Genomic DNA, 22598 nt, shown 5'->3' with positions numbered 1-22598 from the left:
GTCGATGCCGATCAAAGCGATTCTCACCGACATCGAAGGCACCACCAGTGCGGTGAGTTTTGTGTTCGACGTGCTATTTCCCTACGCGGCCAAACACCTGCCGGATTTCGTTCGCGAAAACGCCGAACGCGCCGACGTTGCCGAGCAGCTCACCGCTGTTCGGCGTGACAGCGGTGAGCCGCAAGCCGACGTCGAACGGGTCATCGAAATTCTCTTGGGCTGGATCGCCGAAGACCGCAAGGCCACGCCGCTCAAGGCGTTGCAAGGCATGGTCTGGGAGCAGGGTTATCAGGCCGGGCAGTTGAAAGGCCACGTGTACCCGGATGCCGTCGAAGCGCTCAAGCGCTGGCATCAGGAAGGCTATCAACTGTTTGTGTATTCCTCGGGCTCGATTCAGGCGCAAAAACTGATCTTCGGTTGCTCGGACGCGGGGGATTTGTCGCCACTGTTCAGCGGCTATTTCGACACCACCTCAGGGCCCAAGCGTGAAGCGCAGTCCTACGAGCGCATCACCCAGGCAATTGGCGTCGAGGCTTCGCAGATTCTGTTTCTGTCCGACATTGTTCAAGAGCTGGACGCGGCGCGCACTGCCGGCATGGCAACCTGTGGCCTGGCCCGTGAGGGCGGGGAACTGGCAGGGCATGTGACCGTCGACAGCTTTGCGCGGATCAATCCTTCTGCCCTGTAAACCACATAACAGGGATTGCGCAACCGCAGAAACAACTCAGGCCGTGAAGCGAAAGCTCTCACGGCCTGTTTGTTTGTAGCGTTTAAACCGAGTGATAGGTCGGCAGGGCGAACCGTTGCTGGCTTTGCAGCATGGAGATCTGCGGCAGTTCGCTGGCCTGTTCGGCGATGTCACGGCGAATCGCGCTGATCACCCACGACAGCTGATCGCCGGCATGTAATTGCTGGTAGGAAATCGAACGTTTGAAGACTTTGCCGTCCGTACTGCGCAGGGTCAGCAGAATGCCGCCGTCAGGCCGTGGCTGGGTGGTCACTTCGAAGTTGGAGAACAGCGACGAAAATTTTTCCTGGATCAGGCTCATGTCTATCAGCTCCGTTTGTGCTTGAAGGGCAACATGGAGAGGTAGTTGCAGTGATTGTGCCAGCCCCTGATTTTTTAAAAATTCATATAAATCAATAAGTTAGTCTTTTGGCGTTTATATGCTTTCGTGCAATCTGCATGAATGGCCATCGTGCATCCTGCATTTTGCGTGGTCGGCATCGGCTCGATGGAACCAATTACAACGCCAGAGTTCCGCTTTTCGATGTCTGGTCCGAACGCTTCGGCTGCGGATACAAAACATTTCAAAAACTGCGTGTACAGCTCAAGAACCGCTGACGTATTTTCGGCCTCAATCAACGCCACCCGACAATAAGAAGATCGAACGGGAGCATCATGAGCCGCACGCTGAACGACACGATCACCTGGGGCATGATGCTCCGCAAGCTGCCTTCCATTGCCAAAGCCATTCCCCGCGTGGTGAAGGGCATGAAAGCCGCCAACGTCAAGGACCCGACCCAACCGTGCGGCCTTGGCTGGAGCTTCGAGCAGGCGACATTGCGTAATCCCGATGGCCCGGCCTTGCTGCAGGGCGAGGTAGCGCTCACTTATGCACAGGTCAATCAGTGGGCCAATCGCGTCGCCCATCACTTGATAGCCCAAGGCATCGGCAAGGGCGATGTGGTGGCGATCTTTATCGAAAACCGTCCGGAACTGCTGGTGACGATATTGGCGGTGGCCAAGGTCGGCGCGATCAGTGCCTTGCTCAATACGTCCCAGACCCGCGATACCCTGGCCCATAGCCTGAACCTGGTGGCGCCGGTGGCGATCGTGGTCGGAGAAGAGCTGGTTCCAGCCTTCAATGCGGTCCGCGAACGGGTGTCCATCGACTCAGCGCGCACCTGGTTTGTCGCCGATCAAGACACTTATCGCGATCCGGGCAATTCGCCCGATGGCTTCATCAACCTGATGACGGTCAGCACCGAAGCATGCAGCGATAACCCCGTCAGCAGCCAGCAGGTTTTTCTCGACGATCCTTGTTTCTACATTTACACCTCGGGCACCACCGGGTTGCCCAAAGCCGGGGTGTTCAAGCACGGCCGCTGGATGCGCAGCTCCGCCAGCTTCGGGCTGATTGCCCTGGACATGCAGCCGCAGGACATCGTCTATTGCACCTTGCCGCTGTACCACGCCACCGGGCTCTGCGTGTGCTGGGGCTCGGCAATCAGTGGGGCGTCGGGGTTTGCCATCCGCCGCAAGTTCAGCGCCAGCCAGTTCTGGAGTGACGTGCGCAAGTACCGGGCGACCACCCTCGGTTACGTCGGCGAATTGTGCCGCTACCTGGTGGATCAACCGCGCAGCGTCGACGACAGTCGGCACAGCGTGACGAAGATGATCGGCAATGGTCTGCGCCCCGGCGCGTGGAGCGAGTTCAAGACGCGTTTTGCCGTTGACCATATCTGCGAGCTGTACGCCGCCAGCGACGGCAATATCGGCTTCACCAACATCCTCAACTTCGACAACACCATCGGTTTTTCCCTGATGTCCTGGGAACTGGTGGCGTACGACCACGACAGCGGCGCACCTACGCGAGATGCCAAGGGCTTCATCCGAAAAGTGGCCAAGGGCGAGCAGGGTTTGCTGCTGGCGAGGATCGACGACAAGGCGCCGCTGGACGGCTATACCGATCCGCAGAAGACCGCAAAAGTCGTGCTCCACGACGTGTTCAAGAAGGGCGACCGTTACTTCAATACCGGTGACCTGCTGCGCAATATCGGGTTTGGCCACGCGCAGTTTGTCGATCGCTTGGGCGACACCTACCGCTGGAAGGGTGAAAACGTCTCGACCACCGAGGTCGAAAACATCCTCTTGCAACACCCGCAGATCGCCGAAGCCGTGGCCTATGGCGTGGAAATCCACAACACCAATGGGAGGGCAGGGATGGCGGCAATCACGCCGGCCGAATCCCTGGCGACCCTGGACTTCAGCGAGTTGCTGGCTTTCGCCAAGCAGCAAATGCCTGCCTATGCGGTGCCACTTTTCCTACGGGTGAAAGTGAAAATGGAGACCACCGGGACCTTCAAATACCAGAAAACCCGACTCAAGGATGAAGCCTTCGACCCGAACAAAACCGGCGATGACCCGATCTACGCCTGGTTGCCGGGTACCCAGACTTACGTGCAAGTCACCGAGCGGGTACTGGCGGATATTCAAGACGGTAAGTACCGCTATTGAATGTGGCTATGGCCTCTCATGAGAAAAAAGAAGTGACAGGTTCCGGAGCGCTCGGGAAACTATCGGCTTTTCCGATTGACCGAATGTGGAGTCCCCCAATGTCAGACAAAAGCCGCCAGATGACGCCCGAAGAAGCTGCTGAATTTGCCGAACAGGTGTTCAACAAAGCGCGCGAGGGCGATGCGGCCATGATGGCTGCGCTGCTGACCAAGGGCTTACCGCCGAACCTGCGCAACCACAAGGGCGACACCTTGCTGATGCTCGCGGCGTACCACGGCCATGTCGAGACGGTAAAAGTCCTGCTTGAGCACAAGGCCGATCCTGAAATCCGCAACGACAACGGCCAAAGCCCGATTGCCGGTGCAGCATTCAAGGGTGATCTGGCGGTGGTCAAGGCGTTGGTGGAAGGTGGCGCGCAAGTGGAAGGTTCGTCCTTCGACGGTCGCACTGCGTTGATGATGGCGGCAATGTTCAACCGCGTCGAAATCGTCGACTACCTGATCAGCAAAGGCGCCGATCCGAAAGCCAAGGATGCCAACGGTGTGTCCGCGCTGGACGCGGCCAAAACCATGGGCGCGGTGGATACCACCGCACAATTGCAGAAACTCCTGGCCTGATCTCTGTGGCTGCGGGGCTTTTGTGGCGAGGGGGCTTGCCCCCTCGCCACAGGTCCGCATTTCATCCGTTAATGCGCTATCCTTCGCGCCCTCAAATCTCCCTCGCTACAGGATCCACCTCATGAAAGCCGCACTCGTCGAACTCATCAGCAAAATCAGCTCCGGGTGCATGAGCGATGACGAAATTCTGAAAGTCGCTGACGAAGCGGCTCAGGCCTACGCCGATCCCGAGGCTTTTCTGGCGGCCAATCCGGACATCAACTACGACGAAACCTTCCCGATCTCGTTGGGTGAGTGGGTGGTCGTCGGCAGCTTGCCGGAAACCGTGCTGTTCCAGGCTGACACCTACATGGACCTGTTTGCGCAGATCGTCGCTTCGTTCGGCCCTGGTGTCGATTTCAACATCAAACCCAAGCAACTGGCCAAGACCGAAGCCCTGACGGCGCTCAATCGCATTCAGGTGCAGATGAGCAGCATGAACAAGGAAAACGGCGGTTACACGCTGATGAACTTCAGCCAGTTGCTCGATGACGAACTGCAAGTGGTGCTGGTCTACGGTAACGACGTGCCACGGGTTCTTGAATTGTGCGCCGAAGTCGGCATCGCCGCCGCGCCCTCTCTGGAAGCCCTGAAAGTGGCGATCCACGTCTGAAACCGTCTACGACGGTAATAAAACGGAACCCTCGCAAGGCCCGTCTATCCTAAGAGTGCATACCACTCTTCGGGAGCGTCACCATGGGTTCCACGTTCAACAGCCTGGTCGGTCTGATTATTCTTGCCCTGGATATCTGGGCCATCATCAACGTGCTTAAAAGTGGCGCCGAAACCGGGATGAAAATCATCTGGGTGCTATTGATCCTCCTGCTGCCGGTCCTGGGCCTGATCATCTGGGCCATCGCCGGACCAAGGGGCAACGTCCGGATCTGATCGGTTTCGTGCAAGCAACACGGAACCTGTGGGAGCGTGGCTTGCCCGCGATGCAGGCGCTGCGGTCAGTCAGATTCACTGCAGCGCTCCTATCGCAGGCAAGCCAGCTCCCACAGAGGATTGTGTTGAACCATCAGTGACGTTCGACCTGTCATATTCCGCGACATAGAATGCGCGTCTTTCCCGGTCGATCGAGGCGATCAATTGGCCGTCATGGGCGGGTAACCGTCCGTTGCCACCCGCATTCACGGAGCACTTCCCATGAGCAATACTCCAACCAGCGAGTACCTGGAAACCCTCTACGAAGGCTATGGCCAGCGTTTTCGCATGGAAAAACTGCTGCACGAAGTGCGCACCGAACACCAGCACCTGGTGATCTTCGAGAACCCGCGCATGGGCCGGGTAATGGCGCTGGACGGCGTGATCCAGACCACCGAAGCCGACGAATTCATTTACCACGAAATGCTCACCCACGTGCCGATCCTCGCCCATGGCACCGCCAAGCGCGTACTGATCATTGGCGGCGGCGACGGCGGCATGCTGCGTGAAGTGGCCAAGCACCGCAGCATCGAGCACATCACCATGGTCGAGATCGACGGCACCGTGGTCGACATGTGCAAGGAATTCCTGCCGAACCACTCCAAAGGTGCGTTCGATGATCCACGCCTGAACCTGATGATCGACGACGGCATGCGTTTCGTCGCTACCACCACTGAAAAGTTCGACGTGATCATTTCCGACTCCACCGACCCGATCGGCCCGGGCGAAGTGCTGTTCTCCGAGAACTTCTACCAGGCTTGCCGTCGCTGCCTGAACGAAGGCGGCATCCTGGTGACCCAGAACGGCACGCCGTTCATGCAGATAGAAGAAGTCAAAACCACCGCCGGCCGTCTGCGCAGCCTGTTTCCGGACTGGCACTTCTATCAGGCGGCCGTGCCGACCTACATCGGCGGCGCGATGACCTTCGCTTGGGGCGCAGCCAATACCGCCTATCGCAAATTGTCCCGCGAAACCCTGCAACAGCGGTTCGCCGGCAGCGGCATCATCACCCGCTACTACAACCCGGAAATCCACATCGGTGCCTTCGCCTTGCCGCAATACGTTCTGCAAGCGGTGAACAAACCCAGCAACGACTAAAATGAACATATAACCGTGTAGGAGCGAGCAAGCTTCGCTCCTACACAGGTTTTCTGTGTTTTTTTTCATGCCGGCAAGCCAAGCGGTAATCCGTTTGAACGATCACTTCGGGCAAAAGTCCAGATAGAAGTAAGCCCATCCATGGGTTTTATCGAGGAGGCACCGATGCAAAAGTGGAAAATCACTTTCGTGGATGATCACGGTGAAACAGTGGACGAACTCTTCGAGTGCGAGGAATGCCCGAACAGCGAGCAAGCCGCCAAACTCATTCGCGCCCGGCGCCTGCCTGTCGCTGCCGAACTGGATCTCAATGATCTGGAGGGTCGTACCGATGATCCGACCGTCAAAAGCCTGAAATCCCAGAACAGCATTGAAATCATCAGTATTACCCCGATCTGATACACCTCTTGTCACATTCACAACCAGACCTTGGCAGCAGCTCTATCTTGGGGCTACTCTGCAAGCGAGATCAGCGAATGACTCGCTAAGGTCTGGTCTTGTCAGCTACATGCTTGTTTCCCGTCGGCAACCTCTGTTGCCGTATCGCTCTCACCAATCGGTTGAAAGTGCAGGGAATACGGAAAGTCTATCCATCAGTCTGAGGGGGACGTTTCATGAGCACAGCCTATCAAGAAGACATCAGCAGCAGCGTGCTGCGCCGCATGAAAGAAGGCGGTTTCGACTTTTCACGATTCCATCCCATCGAGTTCTACGCCATTTTTCCGGACGAGGAGCGGGCACGCAGGGCGGCAGGTCATTTCAGTGGTGAATCCTTGAATGCCCAGATCAGCGTGCGCGACGACGGCGCGTGGCATCTGGAACTGAGCAAAGTGATGTACGCCACCTACGACGGGATCGGCGACTTTGAGCAGGACTTTGAGGCGGTGGTCGAGCCTCTGGGCGGTATCATCGAAGGATGGGGCGTCAAGCAGGAGGTACGAGGGCTACTCGCATAACTTTATGAACAGTGACAACACTCAGCAACGGCTGACCTTTGGGTTGGCCGTTTTCGTTTTCGCGGTTTGAAAAGGCCAAAGATCGCAGCCTCGTTTCACTCGACAGCTCCTACATTGGAATGCGTTCTCCTGTAGGAGCTGTCGAGTGAAACGAGGCTGCGATCTCTTGATCGTGTTTTTGATTCATAACGTTTCAAAAACGCAAAAAAAAGCCACCTGAACGGGCGGCTAAAAGGGAGTTTCGGCAAGTGTTCGGTCATCTTTCCAGCGAATGCGCCGATTATCCGCATCGCCCCCCGGGCAGTGAAATCAACTCTGACTATGCTGCAGATAGGCGACAGCATTGCTTCGCCATGAAGCGGGGGCGATCAGGTTGGGGCATTTACCGCACAGGATTGGTGCGGTGCATGCAGCGCCATTATCCAACTGATTGATATCAAAGCGTTTATGCCGATGGCACGGGCCTTGCGAAGGCTTGGATGTCCGGGTGACAAGGAGTACGGCATGATCCGCACCTATTTTGATGAGATGTACGATGCCGGCGGCCAGGTCCGCCCGCATTATCGGGAGTTCGCCCGTTGGCTGGCCGAAACGCCTGACGAGCTTTTGGCACAACGGCGACGCGAGGCCGATCTGTTATTTCATCGTGCCGGGATTACATTCACGCTCTATGGTGATGAGCAGGGGACAGAGCGCCTGATTCCCTTTGACACCATTCCCCGCAGTATCCCCGCCAGTGAATGGCGGGTCGTCGAGCGCGGCTGCATTCAGCGGGTCAAGGCATTGAACATGTTCCTTGCCGACCTCTATCACGAGCAGCGCATCATCAAGGCCGGCATCATCCCGGCCGAGCAAGTGCTGGCCAACGAGCAATACCAGTTGGCGATGCAAGGGCTGGACCTGCACCGCGATATCTATTCGCACATTTCCGGCGTCGACCTGGTGCGCGATGGCGACGGCACGTACTACGTGCTCGAAGACAATCTTCGTACACCCAGCGGCGTGAGCTACATGCTCGAAGACCGCAAGATGATGATGCGATTGTTCCCCGAGTTGTTCGCGGCCCAGCGCATTGCACCGATCGACCACTATCCGAACCTGTTGCTCGACACCCTGAAAAGCTCCAGCCCGATCGACAACCCGAGCGTGGTGGTACTAACGCCAGGACGCTTCAACAGCGCGTTTTTCGAGCATGCGTTTCTGGCCCGGGAAATGGGTGTTGAACTGGTGGAAGGCGCGGACCTGTTCGTGCGCGATGACAAGGTGTTCATGCGCACCACGGACGGGCCGAAAGCCGTCGACGTGATCTACCGACGCCTCGACGATGCCTTCCTTGATCCATTGGCGTTCAACCCGGACTCGATGCTTGGTGTTCCAGGCCTGCTGTCGTCCTACCGCTCCGGCAACGTGGTGCTGGCGAATGCCATCGGCACCGGGGTCGCGGACGACAAATCGGTGTATCCCTTCGTCACGGACATGATTCGTTTCTACCTGGATGAAGAGCCGATCCTGAAGAACGTGCCTACATGGCAGTGTCGTAATCCCTCTGAACTGTCCCACGTGCTGGCCAATCTTCCAGAGCTGGTAGTCAAGGAAACCCAAGGCTCCGGCGGTTATGGAATGCTGGTGGGGCCGGCGGCGACGGCGGCGGAAATCGAATCTTTCCGCGAGCGGATCAAAGCCAAGCCCCACGCGTACATCGCCCAACCGACGTTGTCTTTATCGACCTGTCCGACCTTTGTCGAAAACGGCATCGCTCCACGCCATATCGACCTGCGTCCGTTTGTATTGTCTGGCCGCGAAACCCGGGTAGTGCCCGGCGGTTTGACCCGTGTCGCCTTGCGCGAAGGCTCCCTGGTGGTGAACTCATCCCAGGGCGGCGGAACCAAGGACACCTGGGTGGTCGAGGATTGAAGGAAGCCTGCCATGTTAAGTAGAACTGCCTCGGATCTGTATTGGATGTCGCGTTACCTGGAGCGGGCCGAAAACCTCGCACGGATGCTCGACATCAGTTATTCGCTGTCACTGATGCCTCAGGACGGTCGTGGCGACGGCTTGCACGAACTCGCCATGCCGTTGCTGATCACCGGTACTCTGGACGATTACCTGGAGCGTCACGGCGATCTGCATGCCGAACGGCTGCTGCATTTTTTCGCCTTGGATGCGGCCAACCCGGCGAGCATCTACAGCTGCCTCGGTGCCGCGCGAGCCAGCGCCCATGCGGTGCGTGGGCGAATCACCGCCGACATGTGGGAAAACATCAACTCTACCTGGCTGGAGATTCGCGGGATCGCCGAGCAAGGCTTGAGTCGCTACGGCATGAGCCGTTTCTGTGAGTGGATCAAGGAACGTTCCCACCTGTTCCGCGGCGCGTCCTACGGCACCATTATGCGTAACGACGCGTTCCGCTTCATTCGTCTGGGTACCTTTATCGAAAGGGCTGACAACACTTTGCGCCTGCTCGACGCCCGTTACGAAATGGCCGGCGATCAGGCCGAAGCAGTCAGCGACGGCACGGCTCACGCCTATTACCAGTGGAGCGCCTTGCTGCGGGCCTTGTCGTCGTTTGAGGCTTACACCGAGATTTACCGCGACGCCCCCGGCGCCCGGCACGTGGCCGAGTTGTTGCTGCTGCGCGCCGACGTGCCGCGATCCCTGCGCGCCTGTACCGAAGAAATCGACCAGATCCTCGCCCAATTGCCGGGGGCCAATGGCCGTCCCGCGCAACGCCTGGCCGCGGAAATGGACGCACGCCTGCGCTACACCGGTATCAACGAAATTCTCGACGAAGGCCTGCACGCCTGGCTGACCGAGTTCATCCCGCTGGTACGCCAGTTGGGCAACGCCATACACAGTTCCTACCTGGAGGCTGCATGAGACTTTCCATTAGCCACGAGACCACCTATCACTACGAAGATCAGGTGCGGGCGAGCATCCAGTACCTGCGACTGACCCCCCACGACAGCGAGCGCCAACACGTGCTCAGCTGGCAGCTCGACCTGCCACGCCCGGTGCGCGCGCAACTCGATCCGTTCGGCAACATCCTGCACGTGCTAACCATGGACGAGCCCCACGAGGCAATCATCATCGGCGCCCGAGGGCAGGTGGACATCGACGAACTGCGCGAAGCCGAGCATGAAAGCCAGTCGGCGCTGCCGTTCCTGCGCTTCACGCGCCTGACCGAAGCCGACGAAGCGCTGCGCGCATTTGCCGAGAAGGCCTGTAAACAACGCCGGGATCGTACGGCGCTGATCGATTTGATGCATGGCCTGAACCAGCACATGACCTACACGCCGGGTTCCACCGAAGTGGACACCAGCGCCGCCCAGGCTTTCGCCGGGCGTTCCGGGGTCTGCCAGGACCACACCCATGCGTTCCTCGCCTGCGCCCGCAGCCTGGGCATTCCTTCGCGTTATGTATCGGGGTATTTGTACAGCGAGAACAGCGAACACCTGGCCAGTCACGCCTGGGCTGAAGCCTGGCTGGATGACGCCTGGTACAGCTTCGACGTGACCAACGAACTGGCCCGCCCGGAGCGTCACCTGAAACTGGCCGTGGGTCTGGATTACCTCGACGCCTGCCCGGTGCGCGGCATGCGCCGTGGTGGTGGGTGCGAGCAGATGCATGCGAAGGTGTTTGTTTCTCCGACGCCTGCGCCGGTGATCTCCGTCCAGCAGCAGTAGCAGCGATTCACTGTGGTTAGGGCTTATCTGTGGCGAGGGGGCTTGCCCCCGTTGGGTCGCGAAGCGGCCCTGAAATCTGCCTCCTCGATCCGCCAGATAGATCGCGTCAGGCGGTTTGCGTCTGCTGCGCAGCCGAACGGGGGCAAGCCCCCTCGCCACAGGGGTTATTTACTTGGCTGAAGACACCTTCCGCCCCGCCATATGCTTCAAATACCCCACCAACAACTCCAGATCCCCCTCCGGCAACACCGTCGTCGCGAACGCCGGCATCTTCGCCTGTGGCCACTGGCGCAAGCTCTGCGGATCACGAATGTAGCGCTTGAGGAAATCCGCGCCGAAATACTCGGTCGGGTTGAACGGAATATTCAGGTCCGGCCCGAACTGCGCATCTCCCGCGCCATTCAATCGATGACAGGCCAGGCAGTTTTTCTGAAATAGCGCAAAGCCCTTGTTCACCGGATCGTCCGCCTTCAGCGCAGGATCGGGCAGCAGGGCAGGGAAGCGCTCGGCCACCGGGGCCATGCGCTTGATGCTCGCTACTTCGAACGGCCATTGCTCGGGGCTGATATTGCCCGCTTGTGGATCGGTCCAGACCAGATAAAACGGCCCGGCACTGTGCTTGCCCTCGGACAATGCTGGCCATGGCTTGGCCGGGTCTTCAATTGCCAGCCAGGCCCGCGCGCCCTGGGTATTGAGCAACGGCGCGGCAGCCAGTTCGGCGGCAAAACCGTCCAGGGCAACGGCTTGCAGATGATCGTCAGGCTTGATGCCCGTCAACAACGCCGCCAACGGCACGGCGCGATAGCTCATGTCCCGTTTGTAGGAAACGTCGTTGGTGATCGTGATGGTCTGAACCTGAGGATGCTTGAGCAATTGCTCGGTCTGCCAGGTGCGAGAACTCGCGCCTAGCTCCAGATTCAGCTGTGCGGCAGACAGAGGCATGCTGAGCAGCAAGGCCCCAAATAGAGTGAGCGCTTTCAAGTGATCGCCGTCCATGTCGTGGAAGTGCCGCAAAGGTTGGCACAGCCACGCTGACCCGGGTAGCGAGCCAATCACATTTTTATCAGGCGAAATGAAAACCCTGATGTTCGATCAGCCAATCACCTTGGTCAGGTTCGGCAAAATCAACAACAGTGTAGTGGCAAATAGAATGAGCCCGGCTTGACGAACTTTCGAATGCTTGAACATGGCTTGACCGCCTTTTTTGTTATTTCCTGATGCCTGCCTGCCTATCTCCATGACGGCAGAGCGCTGCACTTCCTTGTATGACGAGTGCCTCGGCAAAACCCGACGACAACTTCGTACAGGTTTACCTTAGGGCCCGCGTCACGATTGGCTTAGATCCATTTCGTATGTGCTGAGCACTCATCGCTTTTAAAAAGGCATGAGGCCTATGGCCAGCTTCTTGGGCGCCCGTTTGCTAGACAGCTTGGTGACTTGAATCGGTTTATCCGATAGCAGACTACCGTTCGTCTGAGCGTGACCGTCAACGCCAATGAGCGCTGTGGTCATTGAATCCACGGCTGCTCGGCATAAGGTGAGGGCATAAAGATCAGGTCACACGGTCTCCCGTAGGAGCTGCCGCAGGCTGCGATCTTTTGATCTTCATTCACCCTCAGGTTTCGAGGACGTCATGACCCAAGCTTTGATATTCGACGCGTTACGCACCCCCCGTGGCAAAGGCAAGGCCAATGGCGCCTTGCACAGCGTCAAGCCAGTGAATCTGGTGGCCGGGCTGCTGACGGCGCTGCAGCAGCGCACGTCCCTGGACACCAGTCAGGTCGATGATGTGGTGCTCGGCTGTGTGACGCCAATCGGCGATCAGGGCTCCGACATCGCCAAGACCGCCACACAGGTGGCCGATTGGGACGTCAGCGTGGCCGGGATGCAGCTCAATCGCTTCTGCGCGTCGGGGCTGGAAGCGGTGAACCTCGGTGCGATGAAAGTGCGTTCCGGTTTCGAAGACCTGGTGGTGGTCGGTGGCGTCGAATCGATGTCCCGCGTGCCCATGGGCAGCGACGGCGGGGCCTGGGCGCTGGACCCGGAAACCAATTTGCACAACCACTTCACGCCTCAGGGCGTGGGTGCGGACCTGATCGCCACGATTGAAGGTTTCAGCCGTCAGGACGTTGATACCTTCGCGTTGCACTCCCAACAGAAGGCGGCGCGGGCGCGGGCGGACGGTTCGTTCAATAAGTCGCTGGTGCCGGTGCAGGATCAGAACGGCATCATCCTGCTGGATCACGATGAGTTCATTCGCGCCGAATCGACGATGGAAGGCCTGGGCAAGCTCAAGCCAAGTTTCGAAATGATCGGGCAAATGGGCTTCGACGCCACGGCATTGCGGGTTTACAGCCAGATCGAGCGGATCAACCACGTTCACACGCCGGGCAACAGTTCCGGGATCGTCGATGGCGCGGCGCTGATGCTGATCGGCTCCGAGGCCAAGGGCCGGGCGCTGGGCTTGCAGCCACGGGCGCGAATCGTCGCCACGGCGGTCACCAGCACCGACCCGACCATCATGCTCACCGGCCCGGCGCCGGCCACGCGCAAGGCGCTGGCCAAGGCCGGGCTGCGGGTCGAAGACATCGACCTGTTCGAAGTCAACGAAGCGTTCGCTTCGGTGGTGCTCAAGTTCATCAAGGACATGGCCATCGACCCCGACAAGGTCAACGTCAACGGTGGCTCCATCGCCATGGGCCACCCGCTCGGCGCCACCGGCTGCGCGATTCTCGGCACGCTGCTCGATGAACTGGAAACCCGGCGCCTGCGCTATGGCCTGGCGACATTGTGTGTCGGCGGCGGTATGGGCATTGCCACCATCATCGAACGCCTCTGAGCCTGACTTTAAGAAAATCCGACTCAAGGAAAATTGCCATGACCCAAGCCATCCGTTACGAAAAGGGTCAGGACCAGATTGTCGTCCTGACCATCGACATGCCGGGCCAGAGTGCCAACACCATGAACGCGGTCTACCGCGACGCCATGGCCACCTGCGTCGCCCGACTGGTCGCTGACAAGGACGCCATTGCCGGCGTGATCATCACCTCGGCCAAGAAGACCTTCTTCGCCGGAGGCGACCTCAATGAACTGATCAAGGTCGGCAAACCCGAAGCCAAAGCCTTTTACGACATGGTGCTGACACTCAAGGGCCAACTGCGCACCCTGGAAACCCTTGGCAAACCGGTGGTCGCCGCCATTAACGGCGCGGCGCTCGGTGGCGGTTGGGAAATCTGTCTGGCCTGTCATCACCGCGTCGCGCTGGACAATCAGTCGGTGCTGCTGGGCCTGCCGGAAGTCACCCTCGGCCTGTTGCCGGGCGGCGGCGGGGTAGTGCGCATGGTCCGCATGCTGGGCATTGAAAAAGCCCTGCCGTATCTGCTTGAAGGCAAGAAAATCCGGCCGCAACAGGCGTTACAGGCGCGGTTGATCGACGAGTTGGCAGCCGATCGCGATGAGCTGATGGCCAAGGCGCGGGCATGGATTGTCGCTCACCCGGTCGCTGTGCAGCGCTGGGACGTGAAGGGTTATCAGATTCCTGGCGGCACGCCGTCGGATCCGAAGCTCGCGCCGATGCTTGCTATCACGCCATCGATCCTGCGCAGCAAAACCCAGGGCTGCCTGCCCGCGCCAGAGAAAATCCTCTGTGCTGCGGTGGAAGGCGCCCAAGTGGATTTCGACACGGCGCACCTGATCGAAACCCGCTACTTCACCGAGCTGACCACCGGCCAGGTGTCGAAAAACCTCATTGGCACGTTCTGGTTTCAGCTCAATGAGATCAATGCCGGCGGCTCGCGGCCCCAAGGCATAGCGCCTTATGTGACGAAGAAAGTCGGCGTGCTTGGCGCCGGGATGATGGGCGCAGGTATCGCGTTTGTCAGCGCATCAGCCAGCATCGATGTGGTGCTCAAAGACATCAACCTCGCCTCGGCAGAGAAGGGTAAGGCCCACTCGGCGGCGTTGCTGGACAAGAAAGTGGCGCGTGGTCAGTTAACCCGGGAGCAGCGCCAAGAGATTTTGGCGCGAATCCATGCCACCGAAAACGATGCGGACCTGGCGGGTTGCGATCTGATTATTGAAGCGGTGTTTGAGGATCGCGAACTGAAGGCCAAGGTCTCATCGGCTGCGCAAACAGTCGTCGGCCCGGACGCGGTCATCGCCTCCAACACCTCGACCTTGCCGATCAGTGGCCTGGCCACCGCCGTGCCGGACCAGACGAAATTCATCGGCCTGCATTTCTTCAGTCCCGTGGAGAAAATGCCGCTGGTGGAAATCATCAAGGGCGTCCATACCAGCGACGAAACCCTGGCTCGCGGATTCGATTTCGTCCTGCAAATCAAGAAAACCCCGATCGTGGTCAACGACAGCCGCGGCTTCTTTACCTCGCGGGTGTTCGGCACCTTCACCAACGAAGGCATCGCCATGCTCGGCGAAGGTGTGAGCGCGCCGATGATCGAGACCGAAGCGCGCAAGGCCGGCATGCCTGTCGGACCTCTGGCGATCTCCGACGAAGTTTCCCTCAGCCTCATGAGCCATATCCGCGAGCAAACCGCCAAAGACCTGCGAGCAGAAGGGAAAAACCTGATTGAGCACCCGGCGTTCGCCGTGATTGACTTGTTGCTCAAGGAATACAAGCGTCCGGGCAAGGCCGCTGGAGGTGGTTTCTACGATTACCCGGCCACAGGGCAGAAGCATTTGTGGCCAGAGCTGAAAAGCCGTTTCGAGAAAGCTGATGGGCAGATTTCGTCGAAGGACATACGCGATCGACTGTTGTTCGTACAAGCCATCGAAACCGTGCGCTGTATGGAAGAGGGTGTGCTGACCTCGACGGCGGATGCCAACGTTGGCTCGATCTTCGGCATCGGCTTCGCGGCCTGGACCGGCGGTGCGCTGCAGTTCATCAACCAGTACGGCGTGAAAGACTTCGTCGCCCGCGCCCAGTACCTGGCTGAGCAGTACGGCGAGCGCTTCACACCGCCTGCGCTGCTGCTGGAGAAAGCCGCCAAAAACGCGCTGTTCTAAGGGACCGATGACGCGCTCCGGGACTTGCCTTGCCACTGTGTTTCAAGGCAGGCTCTGGGGTGTGCATTATTCCCTTCATGTGTCAGGTATTTTTTATGTCGTTACGCATCTGCATTCTGGAAACCGACATCCTGCGTCCGGAACTGGTCGATCAATATCAGGGTTACGGGCAGATGTTCCAGCGTCTGTTTTCGCAGCAGCCCATCGCTGCCGAGTTCACCGTGTACAACGTGATGCAGGGCGATTATCCCAGCGATGACCTGACCTTCGATGCGTATCTGGTCACCGGCAGCAAGGCCGATTCCTTCGGCACCGACCCGTGGATTCAAACCCTCAAGACGTACCTGCTGAACCGGTACGAACGCGGCGACAAACTGTTGGGCGTGTGCTTCGGTCATCAATTGCTGGCGCTGTTGTTGGGTGGTAAGAGCGAGCGGGCGACCCAGGGTTGGGGCGTCGGCACCCACAACTACAAACTCGCGGCCAAGGCGCCATGGATGAGCCCGCTGAGGGAAGAGCTGACGCTGCTGATCAGCCACCAGGATCAGGTCACCGCGCTACCGGAAAACGCTACGGTCATCGCCTCGAGCGATTTCTGCCCGTTCGCCGCGTACCACATCAACGATCAAGTGCTGTGCTTCCAGGGGCATCCGGAGTTCATTCACGATTACTCACGGGCATTGTTGGATATTCGTCAGGAAGCGCTGGGCGAGCAGATTTATTCGAAAGGTATGGCGAGTCTTGAATACGAGCATCACGGCACTACCGTCGCAGAGTGGATGATGCGGTTTGTGGCGCACAAGCCTGAGGGTGAGTCGGTTAAGCCTTAAAAGCTTCGCGGGCAAGTCGGATCGCCGCACCGCTCGCTCCTTGTACAGGTACGCCGAAACCCTGTGGGAGCGAGCCGGCTCGCGATTTTCGCAGACGACTCGGTACTGACTACAACCACCCCGACCGCTTGAAGCTCGCCCACAAACCGACGCATCCAACGGTAATAAACCCCAATACCCCGAAATAGCCGTAATGCCAACTCAACTCCGGCATGTTCTGGAAGTTCATCCCGTAGATCCCGGCCACCGCCGTCGGGAACGCCAGAATCGCCGCCCATGCCGCAAACTTGCGCTGCACCACGCTCTGCCGTGACGCCTCCAGCAACACCCCGACCTCGATGGTCTGGCTGGCAATGTCCGCCAGAGTCGTCAGGTCTTCCATCTGCCGCGTGACATGTATCTGCACATCGCGAAAATACGGGCGCATGTTCTTGTCTATGAATGGAAAGCTCAGTTTCTGCAACTCTTCACCGATCTCCACCATCGGCGCCGCATACCGGCGCAATCGCAATACATCGCGGCGCAGGCTGTGGAGTTTCTGGATGTCGCGCTCGTTCAGGGAGCCGCACATAACGTTTTGTTCCAGCTCATCGATCTCGGCATGGATCGCTTCGCCCATCGGCTGGTAGTTTTCAATCACGAAGTCGAGGATGGCATAAAGTACGAAATCTTCCCCATGCTCCAACAACAGCGGCCGCGCCTCACAACGCTGTCGGACATAGGCGTAGGACGCCGAGTGACCATTACGAGCGGTAATGATGTAACCCTTGCCGGCGAAGATATGAGTCTCGATGAACTCCAGTTTGCCTTCATTGCGGATCGGCGAGTAAGTGACGATAAACAGTGCGTCGCCGAATGTTTCCAGCTTCGGTCGGCTGTGTTTTTCCAGGGCGTCTTCGATGGCCAGTTCGTGCAGGTTGAACTGGCGTTGCAGGTTGAACAGCTCCTGGGCGTTCGGCTCTTCGAGGCCAATCCACACAAAGTGGCCAGGCTTGGCAGCCCAGGCAGCGCCTTCGTCGAGGGTGATATTGGTGACTTTCTTACCGGCGCTGTAAACCGCAGCAGCAACGACTCTACCCATGATGGTGATTCACTTCTTATTAGCCGTTTTCTGTAAAGACTGGCGGTGCCAGGCAGGATTCAGCTTAACCTTGTCTGCTGCTTGAGAGTCAGCAAAATCTGTAGAGTTCGCAGGCAAAAGAAAACCCGCACAGGGCGGGTTTCTTTCAGGCAGCTTGCAGTTGCCGATCCATCGAGTCGATGCACTCGCGCATCTGCTCGCGGCACTGGGCGATCAGCATCGGCATGTCATCCAGACTCAATCCAGCCGTAGGAATCGCCGGCAGCGAACGGATCAGAATTTTCCCACTGCGCCAGCGGTTCAATCGCATGTGTTTAACGTAACTGCTGACACACACCGGCACGATTGGCACACCCGCGGCAATAGCCATCTGGAACGCGCCTTTCTTGAACGGCAGCAGCTCTTCGCCGAGGTTGCGCGTGCCTTCCGGGAAGACCCAGATCGAGGTGTCTTCATGCTGCAAGGTGCGAGTAGTGGTCAGCATCGACTGGCGTGCCTTGTGCGCATTGCCGCGGTCAATCAACACATTGCCGGCCAGCCAGAACAACTGCCCGAACAGTGGCACCCACTTCAGGCTTTTCTTGCCGATACACACGGTGCGGCGGGGCACCACGTTGCCGAACACAAACAGATCGTAGTTGGACTGGTGGTTGGCAATGATCACGCAACTGTCAGGCTTAGCCATCAATGGCCCGACGTCAGCCTTCACCCGCAAACGCAAAATGCACATCGCCGGCCACGCGTACAGACGTGCGCATAAACGGCTGTTGTCCGGATTAAACGGCCGGCATAGACCGAGGATCACTCCAAGCACGCCGGCCAGAATAAAGTGCAAGCCCATCAATAACATACGAAACACAAACAGCATTTAAAGGGCCCACCGGGACAAAAGGTGGCGCAGTGTACGGATGTGCACTGTTTTCGGCAATTGCCGCTATAGAAGTGGGAGATAGCCGATGTTTGAGCGCATGTTTCCGACTTATGGGTCAGATGCGGTCTAGAGCGGTTGTAAGGTTCTAAACCAAACACGCAAGAAAAAGCCCGACACGACGGTCGGGCTTTTCGGTGCAACGCGTTAGGGCTTAACCCATATGCTCCTGATCCAGGATGATCGCGTTGTCCAGTGTCTCCAGCAGCGCCTTGCGCACTTTCAGCTTGGTGTTCTTGTGGGCGATCATGTTGAGCTTCTTCAACTGACGAGCCGCTGCCAGCGCCGCGCCTTGCAGCTCTTCGGCCGACACCACCACATCAAGGAAACCGGCATCCACAGCACTCTGCGGATTGAACATCTCGGCATTGATCACCGCACGATGAAACGCCGACTTGCGCAGACGATCACGCGCCAGCTCGATACCGGCGTGGTGCATGGTCATACCGATCTGCACTTCGTTCAGACCAATGCTGAACGGGCCATCGACACCAATGCGATAGTCAGCCGACAACAGAATAAACGCACCCTTGGCCACCGCATGCCCAGGGCAGGCCACAACCACCGGGAACGGGTGTGACAGCAGACGACGAGCCAGGGTCGAACCGGCAGCCACCAGTGCCACAGCCTCTTTAGGGCCGGCCGTCATCACCTTCAAGTCATAGCCACCCGAAAAAATACCTGGCTGACTGGTAATGATCACCACCGCCCGATCCGCCACCGCTCGATCCAGCGCAGCGTTAAACGCAACAATCACATCCGGCGAGATGGCATTGACCTTGCCATTACTCAAGGTCAGGGTCGCGATACCGTCTTCGAGATGGTAAGAAATCAACTCACTCATGACGCCAATCCTTCTAATAAAGTAGGGCAGACGTTACCCACCGCCGTAGGCCAGGTAAAGCGCCGTGACTGACTCGCCAGTCACCCTTTCGCCGCCCGCCAGCCGTAGTCAGCCACGTCCGCCGCGCATTGGCTTCTATATAGAAGGAAAGGCGAAGCCGGAGATTGGCAGGTTTGCCATGCCCTTGAACGGCACGAAACGGATAACGGCGTTAACCGCATGAAAATTCTGAAAAAAATGTTTGCCATAAGAAAAGCTTTCGACTACATTAGCGCGCCTCGACAGACAGAACATGTTTGAAGAGATACGGTGAAGTGTCCGAGTGGCTTAAGGAGCACGCCTGGAAAGTGTGTATACAAGAAATTGTATCGAGAGTTCGAATCTCTCCTTCACCGCCAAATTCGATGTAACCAAAACCCCTGATTTCGAGAGAAGTCAGGGGTTTTGTGGTTTCTGGTGTCTGGATTTTTCAATCATGGCTGCCGCTGGCTCAGGCGCATCAGCAAAGACGCGTCCGAAAATGATGTAGGACAAGTGCTAGGCGTGTGGGAAGTAATGCTGGAAAGCTAGGCAGTTGGGTGCTTCCATAGGTTTCAGCACCTCACATGAGCCATCTCGGGAAGGGTATTTGTTTTGCGCCTCCAGGGTGCAAAATGAATCAAAGGGCAGCGCAAATGACGCCCCCATTATCCGGAACGGACGTGCGCACGTTATGCAGGAAATGACCATGAAACAGGCAGAGCTGGAAAAGGTTCATGTGGAGATCGTCAAACTGATCGCTGAACAGCGCAAGCTGAACGCCGAGGCCGGCAAGATGACCCGTGATACTTTTTGGTATCCAGTGGCCGTTGCTATTGGGTTGATTGGTACGGTAGCTACCGTTACTGCGGTGTTGATCAAGCTGCTCTAATACTTCAGGCACCAGTCCCAACCTGGAGGCTTCTGCAAATTTATCGTCGAGTCGCCAAATCCGAACCACTATTTAGGCAACGTCCAGACAATACGCTCCCGCTCCAAACCAGAGCAATGCGCGAACGGGGAGCGGCTTCCGAACGATATGTAGGACTTAACTGCTTTTCGGGTACGACCTTTTCAAGCTGCCCCCAAAGCCGCGTTTCAGGCGTATTCCGCCCTCCTGTTAGACTGCCAACCCCCTCGACGGTAATCGATCTCTATACTCAATTCTCGCGCCGTTTTCCCCGTCGTTTCACCCTGGCGACGACAGCTCTGAACAAGGACATTTCATGATCACCACCACAACCCACACCATCGAAGGTCGGCAAATCACCGCTTACCTGGACATCGTCAGCGCTGAGTCGGTGCAAGGCGTTAACGTGATCCGCGATCTGTTCGCTGGCATGCGGGATTTTTTCGGTGGGCGCTCTCAAACGTTGGAGCGGGCATTGAAGGACGCGCGGATTCAGGCGACCGACGAGATCAAGGAGCGGGCGCGGGCGCTTCAGGCGGATGCAGTGGTAGGGCTCGATTATGAGATCAGCATGCCGGCCGGCAAGGGGGGAATGGTGGTGGTGTTTGTGACCGGGACGGCGGTCAAACTGAGGTAAGTTGGCGTCAAAAAATCTTGAGGGCACCGTGCCAAGGGCGTGCGCGTTCTGTTTATTCGCCATCTGATTTTGTAGGAAGCAAGCGCTGGCCATTCGTCGGGCACGTAACAATCTGAATCACAAGTCCGGGAATGACCGACTAGTCTCAAAATCCTGGGTGGTCGATATTTTTCAGGCAAATAGGGCTTGCCGGTATCGACCCGTTGATAGGAGCGAAGATATGACTGAGCCGTATATCGAAGACGACGGGGCGGAGTTTCCAATCAATAATTGCGTGCAGTGTGGTCAGACGGACTATGTGCCGAGCTTTGGTGAAGACCGTATCAAAATCAACAAAATCAAATCTACAGTGCCTCGAACTCGAGGGCCGAAGTCGAAATTCATGCCCAAGCTGGGTGCGCCTTCCAGGAAGTAAACAGTGACTCGTACGAGCCCCGCCATTGAGCGGGGTTTCTTGTTTTTGAAGGGTAGAAAGCGTGGCTTGGCGGCAATGCGGGAAAACGTCCTACAAACTTTACGAGCGCTAGTTTTTTTTCACAAACTTTTCACACCTGCCTACGTAGTCTCAGCTCATCCGTTAGAAAGCAGTACCCTGGCCCGTCTCCCCAGCGGGCTTTTTTTTGCCTGTCATAAAACCTTTTCCATAAATGCTGTCCAACCGTCGCCAATGACGAGGTTGTTCCGTGTTTGTGTCTGGACTTTGCCTCCTCTAAAGCATTCAATCTCCGGCCTTTCGGTTTCCCCCTTTTTTGAGGTTCTCGTTATGCGTTTGACACTGCCTGCCCTGGTTTTGGGCCTTTTGGTTGCTCAAGGTGCGATGGCTGCCGGTGATGGCACTGCCGCGCTCGGTGGTGGTCTGGGTGGCGCACTGGGTAATGTGGTCGGTCAGAAAATGGGCGGCAGCACAGGTGCAGCGATTGGTGCTGGCGTAGCGGGCGCAGCCGGCAGTGCTGTTGCAGCACGCAAAGGCAGCCGCACCAAAGCGGCCATCGGCGGCGGTGTGGGCGCGGCGGGCGGTTCGGTGATCGGCAATAGCCTGGGCGGCAAGACAGGTTCCACCATCGGCGCCGGCCTGGGTGGTGCATTGGGCGGCGGCGTGGGCAGCAATCTGTCCAAAAAGCGCCACTGATCCTAATGATCCGCTGAAAAAGCCCGGCTCGATGCCGGGCTTTTTCGTTTTGGAACGTTTCTCCCGTATATGGCTCAAATCTCTTACAGTCGGTATCTGATTTGCTGTTCAACAGACGCAGATGCCAGGCTGAGGCCTATCCGCGGCACGATCTTCCCCCGATGCGGAAATTAGAGGTTCATATCATGCGTTTGACATTGTCCACGGTGGTTTTGGGACTTTTGGTTGCTCAGGGTGCAATGGCTGCCGGTGACGGCACCGCTGCAGTGGGCGGTGGTCTTGGTGGCGCGCTGGGTAACGTCGTCGGCGGTCAACTAGGCGGCAGCACGGGAGCAGCGGTGGGCGCTGGCGTCGGCGGTGCGGCAGGCAGCGCGGTCGGTGCGCGCAAGGGCAGTCGAACAGAAGCGGCCGTTGGCGGCGGTATTGGCGCGGCGGGCGGCTCAGTGATCGGCAATAGCCTGGGCGGCTCTACCGGCTCGACCATTGGTGCTGGCGTGGGCGGTGCAGCCGGTGGCGCGGTGGGCAGCAACCTGGGTAATGACAGCGGCAGCTCGCATTCCGGTGGCGGCAATCACAAACACAAGCATAAAAATAAGTACAAGCATCGCTAACTCGACATCGAGTGACAGTAGAAACCC

Annotated in this window: 24 protein-coding genes and 1 tRNA gene; 20 read left to right on the top strand and 5 right to left on the bottom strand. The window is 58.0% G+C overall.

Annotated features, from left to right (window positions below):
* Positions 1–4: 4 nt before the first annotated feature.
* Positions 5–688 carry an acireductone synthase gene (mtnC, locus tag JFU11_RS00775; RefSeq protein ID WP_123720805.1) on the top strand — a complete coding sequence of 228 codons (684 nt, stop codon included), beginning with the start codon at positions 5–7 and terminating at the stop codon, positions 686–688.
* Positions 689–770: 82 nt separating this feature from the next.
* Here the strand turns inward: mtnC and JFU11_RS00770 are convergent, their stop codons facing one another.
* Positions 771–1049 (bottom strand): DUF3509 domain-containing protein, encoded by a 279-nt coding sequence (locus JFU11_RS00770; RefSeq protein WP_008005638.1) that lies wholly within the window; start codon positions 1047–1049, stop codon positions 771–773.
* 353 nt (positions 1050–1402) lie between these two features.
* Here JFU11_RS00770 and JFU11_RS00765 point away from each other — a divergent pair, with 353 nt between their 5' ends.
* From JFU11_RS00765 to JFU11_RS00720, 10 genes are all read left to right on the top strand, one after another.
* Positions 1403–3241 carry a long-chain-acyl-CoA synthetase gene (locus JFU11_RS00765; RefSeq protein WP_201059328.1) on the top strand — a complete coding sequence of 613 codons (1839 nt, stop codon included), beginning with the start codon at positions 1403–1405 and terminating at the stop codon, positions 3239–3241.
* A gap of 98 nt (positions 3242–3339) precedes the next feature.
* Entirely contained in the window at positions 3340–3858 is a 519-nt protein-coding gene (locus tag JFU11_RS00760) for an ankyrin repeat domain-containing protein (protein ID WP_007898805.1), read from the top strand.
* A gap of 121 nt (positions 3859–3979) precedes the next feature.
* On the top strand, positions 3980–4510 hold the full coding sequence (locus tag JFU11_RS00755) for a hypothetical protein (RefSeq protein ID WP_201059327.1): 531 nt from the start codon (positions 3980–3982) through the stop codon (positions 4508–4510).
* 83 nt (positions 4511–4593) lie between these two features.
* Positions 4594–4785: a PLDc N-terminal domain-containing protein gene (locus JFU11_RS00750; RefSeq protein ID WP_007902193.1), complete on the top strand. Its 192-nt coding sequence runs from the start codon at positions 4594–4596 to the stop codon at positions 4783–4785.
* A gap of 261 nt (positions 4786–5046) precedes the next feature.
* Complete coding sequence (gene speE, locus JFU11_RS00745) at positions 5047–5922, top strand: polyamine aminopropyltransferase (protein ID WP_201059325.1); 876 nt, start codon at positions 5047–5049, stop codon at positions 5920–5922.
* A gap of 165 nt (positions 5923–6087) precedes the next feature.
* Complete coding sequence (locus tag JFU11_RS00740; RefSeq protein WP_030131629.1) at positions 6088–6321, top strand: hypothetical protein; 234 nt, start codon at positions 6088–6090, stop codon at positions 6319–6321.
* Between the two features lie 215 nt (positions 6322–6536).
* The gene (locus JFU11_RS00735) at positions 6537–6878 is read left to right on the top strand and encodes a ribonuclease E inhibitor RraB (RefSeq protein WP_008005633.1); all 342 of its coding nucleotides are present in this window, start codon (positions 6537–6539) and stop codon (positions 6876–6878) included.
* A 504-nt stretch (positions 6879–7382) separates the two neighbouring features.
* Positions 7383–8792 (top strand): circularly permuted type 2 ATP-grasp protein, encoded by a 1410-nt coding sequence (locus JFU11_RS00730; protein ID WP_007902187.1) that lies wholly within the window; start codon positions 7383–7385, stop codon positions 8790–8792.
* Between the two features lie 12 nt (positions 8793–8804).
* Positions 8805–9755 carry an alpha-E domain-containing protein gene (locus JFU11_RS00725; RefSeq protein WP_030131627.1) on the top strand — a complete coding sequence of 317 codons (951 nt, stop codon included), beginning with the start codon at positions 8805–8807 and terminating at the stop codon, positions 9753–9755.
* Positions 9752–10561 carry a transglutaminase family protein gene (locus tag JFU11_RS00720; RefSeq protein ID WP_074874856.1) on the top strand — a complete coding sequence of 270 codons (810 nt, stop codon included), beginning with the start codon at positions 9752–9754 and terminating at the stop codon, positions 10559–10561. Before JFU11_RS00725 ends, JFU11_RS00720 begins: the two co-directional genes overlap by 4 nt.
* Positions 10562–10729: 168 nt before the next feature.
* Here JFU11_RS00720 and JFU11_RS00715 read toward each other — a convergent pair whose 3' ends face one another.
* On the bottom strand, positions 10730–11557 hold the full coding sequence (locus JFU11_RS00715; RefSeq protein ID WP_123720809.1) for a cytochrome c: 828 nt from the start codon (positions 11555–11557) through the stop codon (positions 10730–10732).
* A 637-nt stretch (positions 11558–12194) separates the two neighbouring features.
* Between JFU11_RS00715 and JFU11_RS00710 the strand changes: the two genes are divergently transcribed.
* From JFU11_RS00710 to JFU11_RS00700, 3 genes are all read left to right on the top strand, one after another.
* On the top strand, positions 12195–13400 hold the full coding sequence (locus JFU11_RS00710) for an acetyl-CoA C-acetyltransferase (RefSeq protein ID WP_123720810.1): 1206 nt from the start codon (positions 12195–12197) through the stop codon (positions 13398–13400).
* 38 nt (positions 13401–13438) lie between these two features.
* Positions 13439–15583, top strand: coding sequence for a 3-hydroxyacyl-CoA dehydrogenase NAD-binding domain-containing protein (locus JFU11_RS00705; protein WP_201059321.1), 2145 nt, complete (start codon positions 13439–13441; stop codon positions 15581–15583).
* Positions 15584–15678: 95 nt separating this feature from the next.
* A complete protein-coding gene (locus JFU11_RS00700; protein ID WP_201059319.1) occupies positions 15679–16413 on the top strand; it encodes an amidotransferase in 735 nt (244 codons plus the stop codon).
* 109 nt (positions 16414–16522) lie between these two features.
* Here JFU11_RS00700 and JFU11_RS00695 read toward each other — a convergent pair whose 3' ends face one another.
* The 3 genes from JFU11_RS00695 to JFU11_RS00685 all read right to left on the bottom strand — a co-directional run bounded on the left by JFU11_RS00695 (position 16523) and on the right by JFU11_RS00685 (position 19266).
* Entirely contained in the window at positions 16523–17494 is a 972-nt protein-coding gene (locus tag JFU11_RS00695; RefSeq protein WP_123720813.1) for a magnesium and cobalt transport protein CorA, read from the bottom strand.
* Positions 17495–17639: 145 nt separating this feature from the next.
* On the bottom strand, positions 17640–18362 hold the full coding sequence (locus JFU11_RS00690) for a 1-acylglycerol-3-phosphate O-acyltransferase (RefSeq protein WP_038979796.1): 723 nt from the start codon (positions 18360–18362) through the stop codon (positions 17640–17642).
* 214 nt (positions 18363–18576) lie between these two features.
* Positions 18577–19266: a crotonase/enoyl-CoA hydratase family protein gene (locus JFU11_RS00685; RefSeq protein WP_123720814.1), complete on the bottom strand. Its 690-nt coding sequence runs from the start codon at positions 19264–19266 to the stop codon at positions 18577–18579.
* Between the two features lie 308 nt (positions 19267–19574).
* Here JFU11_RS00685 and JFU11_RS00680 point away from each other — a divergent pair.
* The 6 genes from JFU11_RS00680 to JFU11_RS00660 all read left to right on the top strand — a co-directional run bounded on the left by JFU11_RS00680 (position 19575) and on the right by JFU11_RS00660 (position 22571).
* A tRNA-Ser gene (locus JFU11_RS00680) sits at positions 19575–19664 on the top strand.
* A gap of 329 nt (positions 19665–19993) precedes the next feature.
* Positions 19994–20176 (top strand): hypothetical protein, encoded by a 183-nt coding sequence (locus tag JFU11_RS00675; RefSeq protein WP_123720815.1) that lies wholly within the window; start codon positions 19994–19996, stop codon positions 20174–20176.
* A 334-nt stretch (positions 20177–20510) separates the two neighbouring features.
* Positions 20511–20831: a YbjQ family protein gene (locus JFU11_RS00670; RefSeq protein WP_007902143.1), complete on the top strand. Its 321-nt coding sequence runs from the start codon at positions 20511–20513 to the stop codon at positions 20829–20831.
* Between the two features lie 220 nt (positions 20832–21051).
* Entirely contained in the window at positions 21052–21246 is a 195-nt protein-coding gene (locus tag JFU11_RS27985; protein ID WP_008072999.1) for a hypothetical protein, read from the top strand.
* A 348-nt stretch (positions 21247–21594) separates the two neighbouring features.
* Positions 21595–21960 carry a glycine zipper domain-containing protein gene (locus tag JFU11_RS00665; RefSeq protein ID WP_038979874.1) on the top strand — a complete coding sequence of 122 codons (366 nt, stop codon included), beginning with the start codon at positions 21595–21597 and terminating at the stop codon, positions 21958–21960.
* Positions 21961–22145: 185 nt separating this feature from the next.
* Entirely contained in the window at positions 22146–22571 is a 426-nt protein-coding gene (locus JFU11_RS00660; RefSeq protein ID WP_201059318.1) for a glycine zipper domain-containing protein, read from the top strand.
* Positions 22572–22598: the final 27 nt, after the last annotated feature.

The sequence above is a fragment of the Pseudomonas sp. TH37 genome (assembly GCF_016650735.1).
Classification (GTDB): Bacteria; Pseudomonadota; Gammaproteobacteria; order Pseudomonadales; family Pseudomonadaceae; genus Aquipseudomonas; species Aquipseudomonas farris.
Note: the sequence above shows the minus strand (reverse complement) of the source record. Positions and strands in the feature narration are given on the sequence as shown.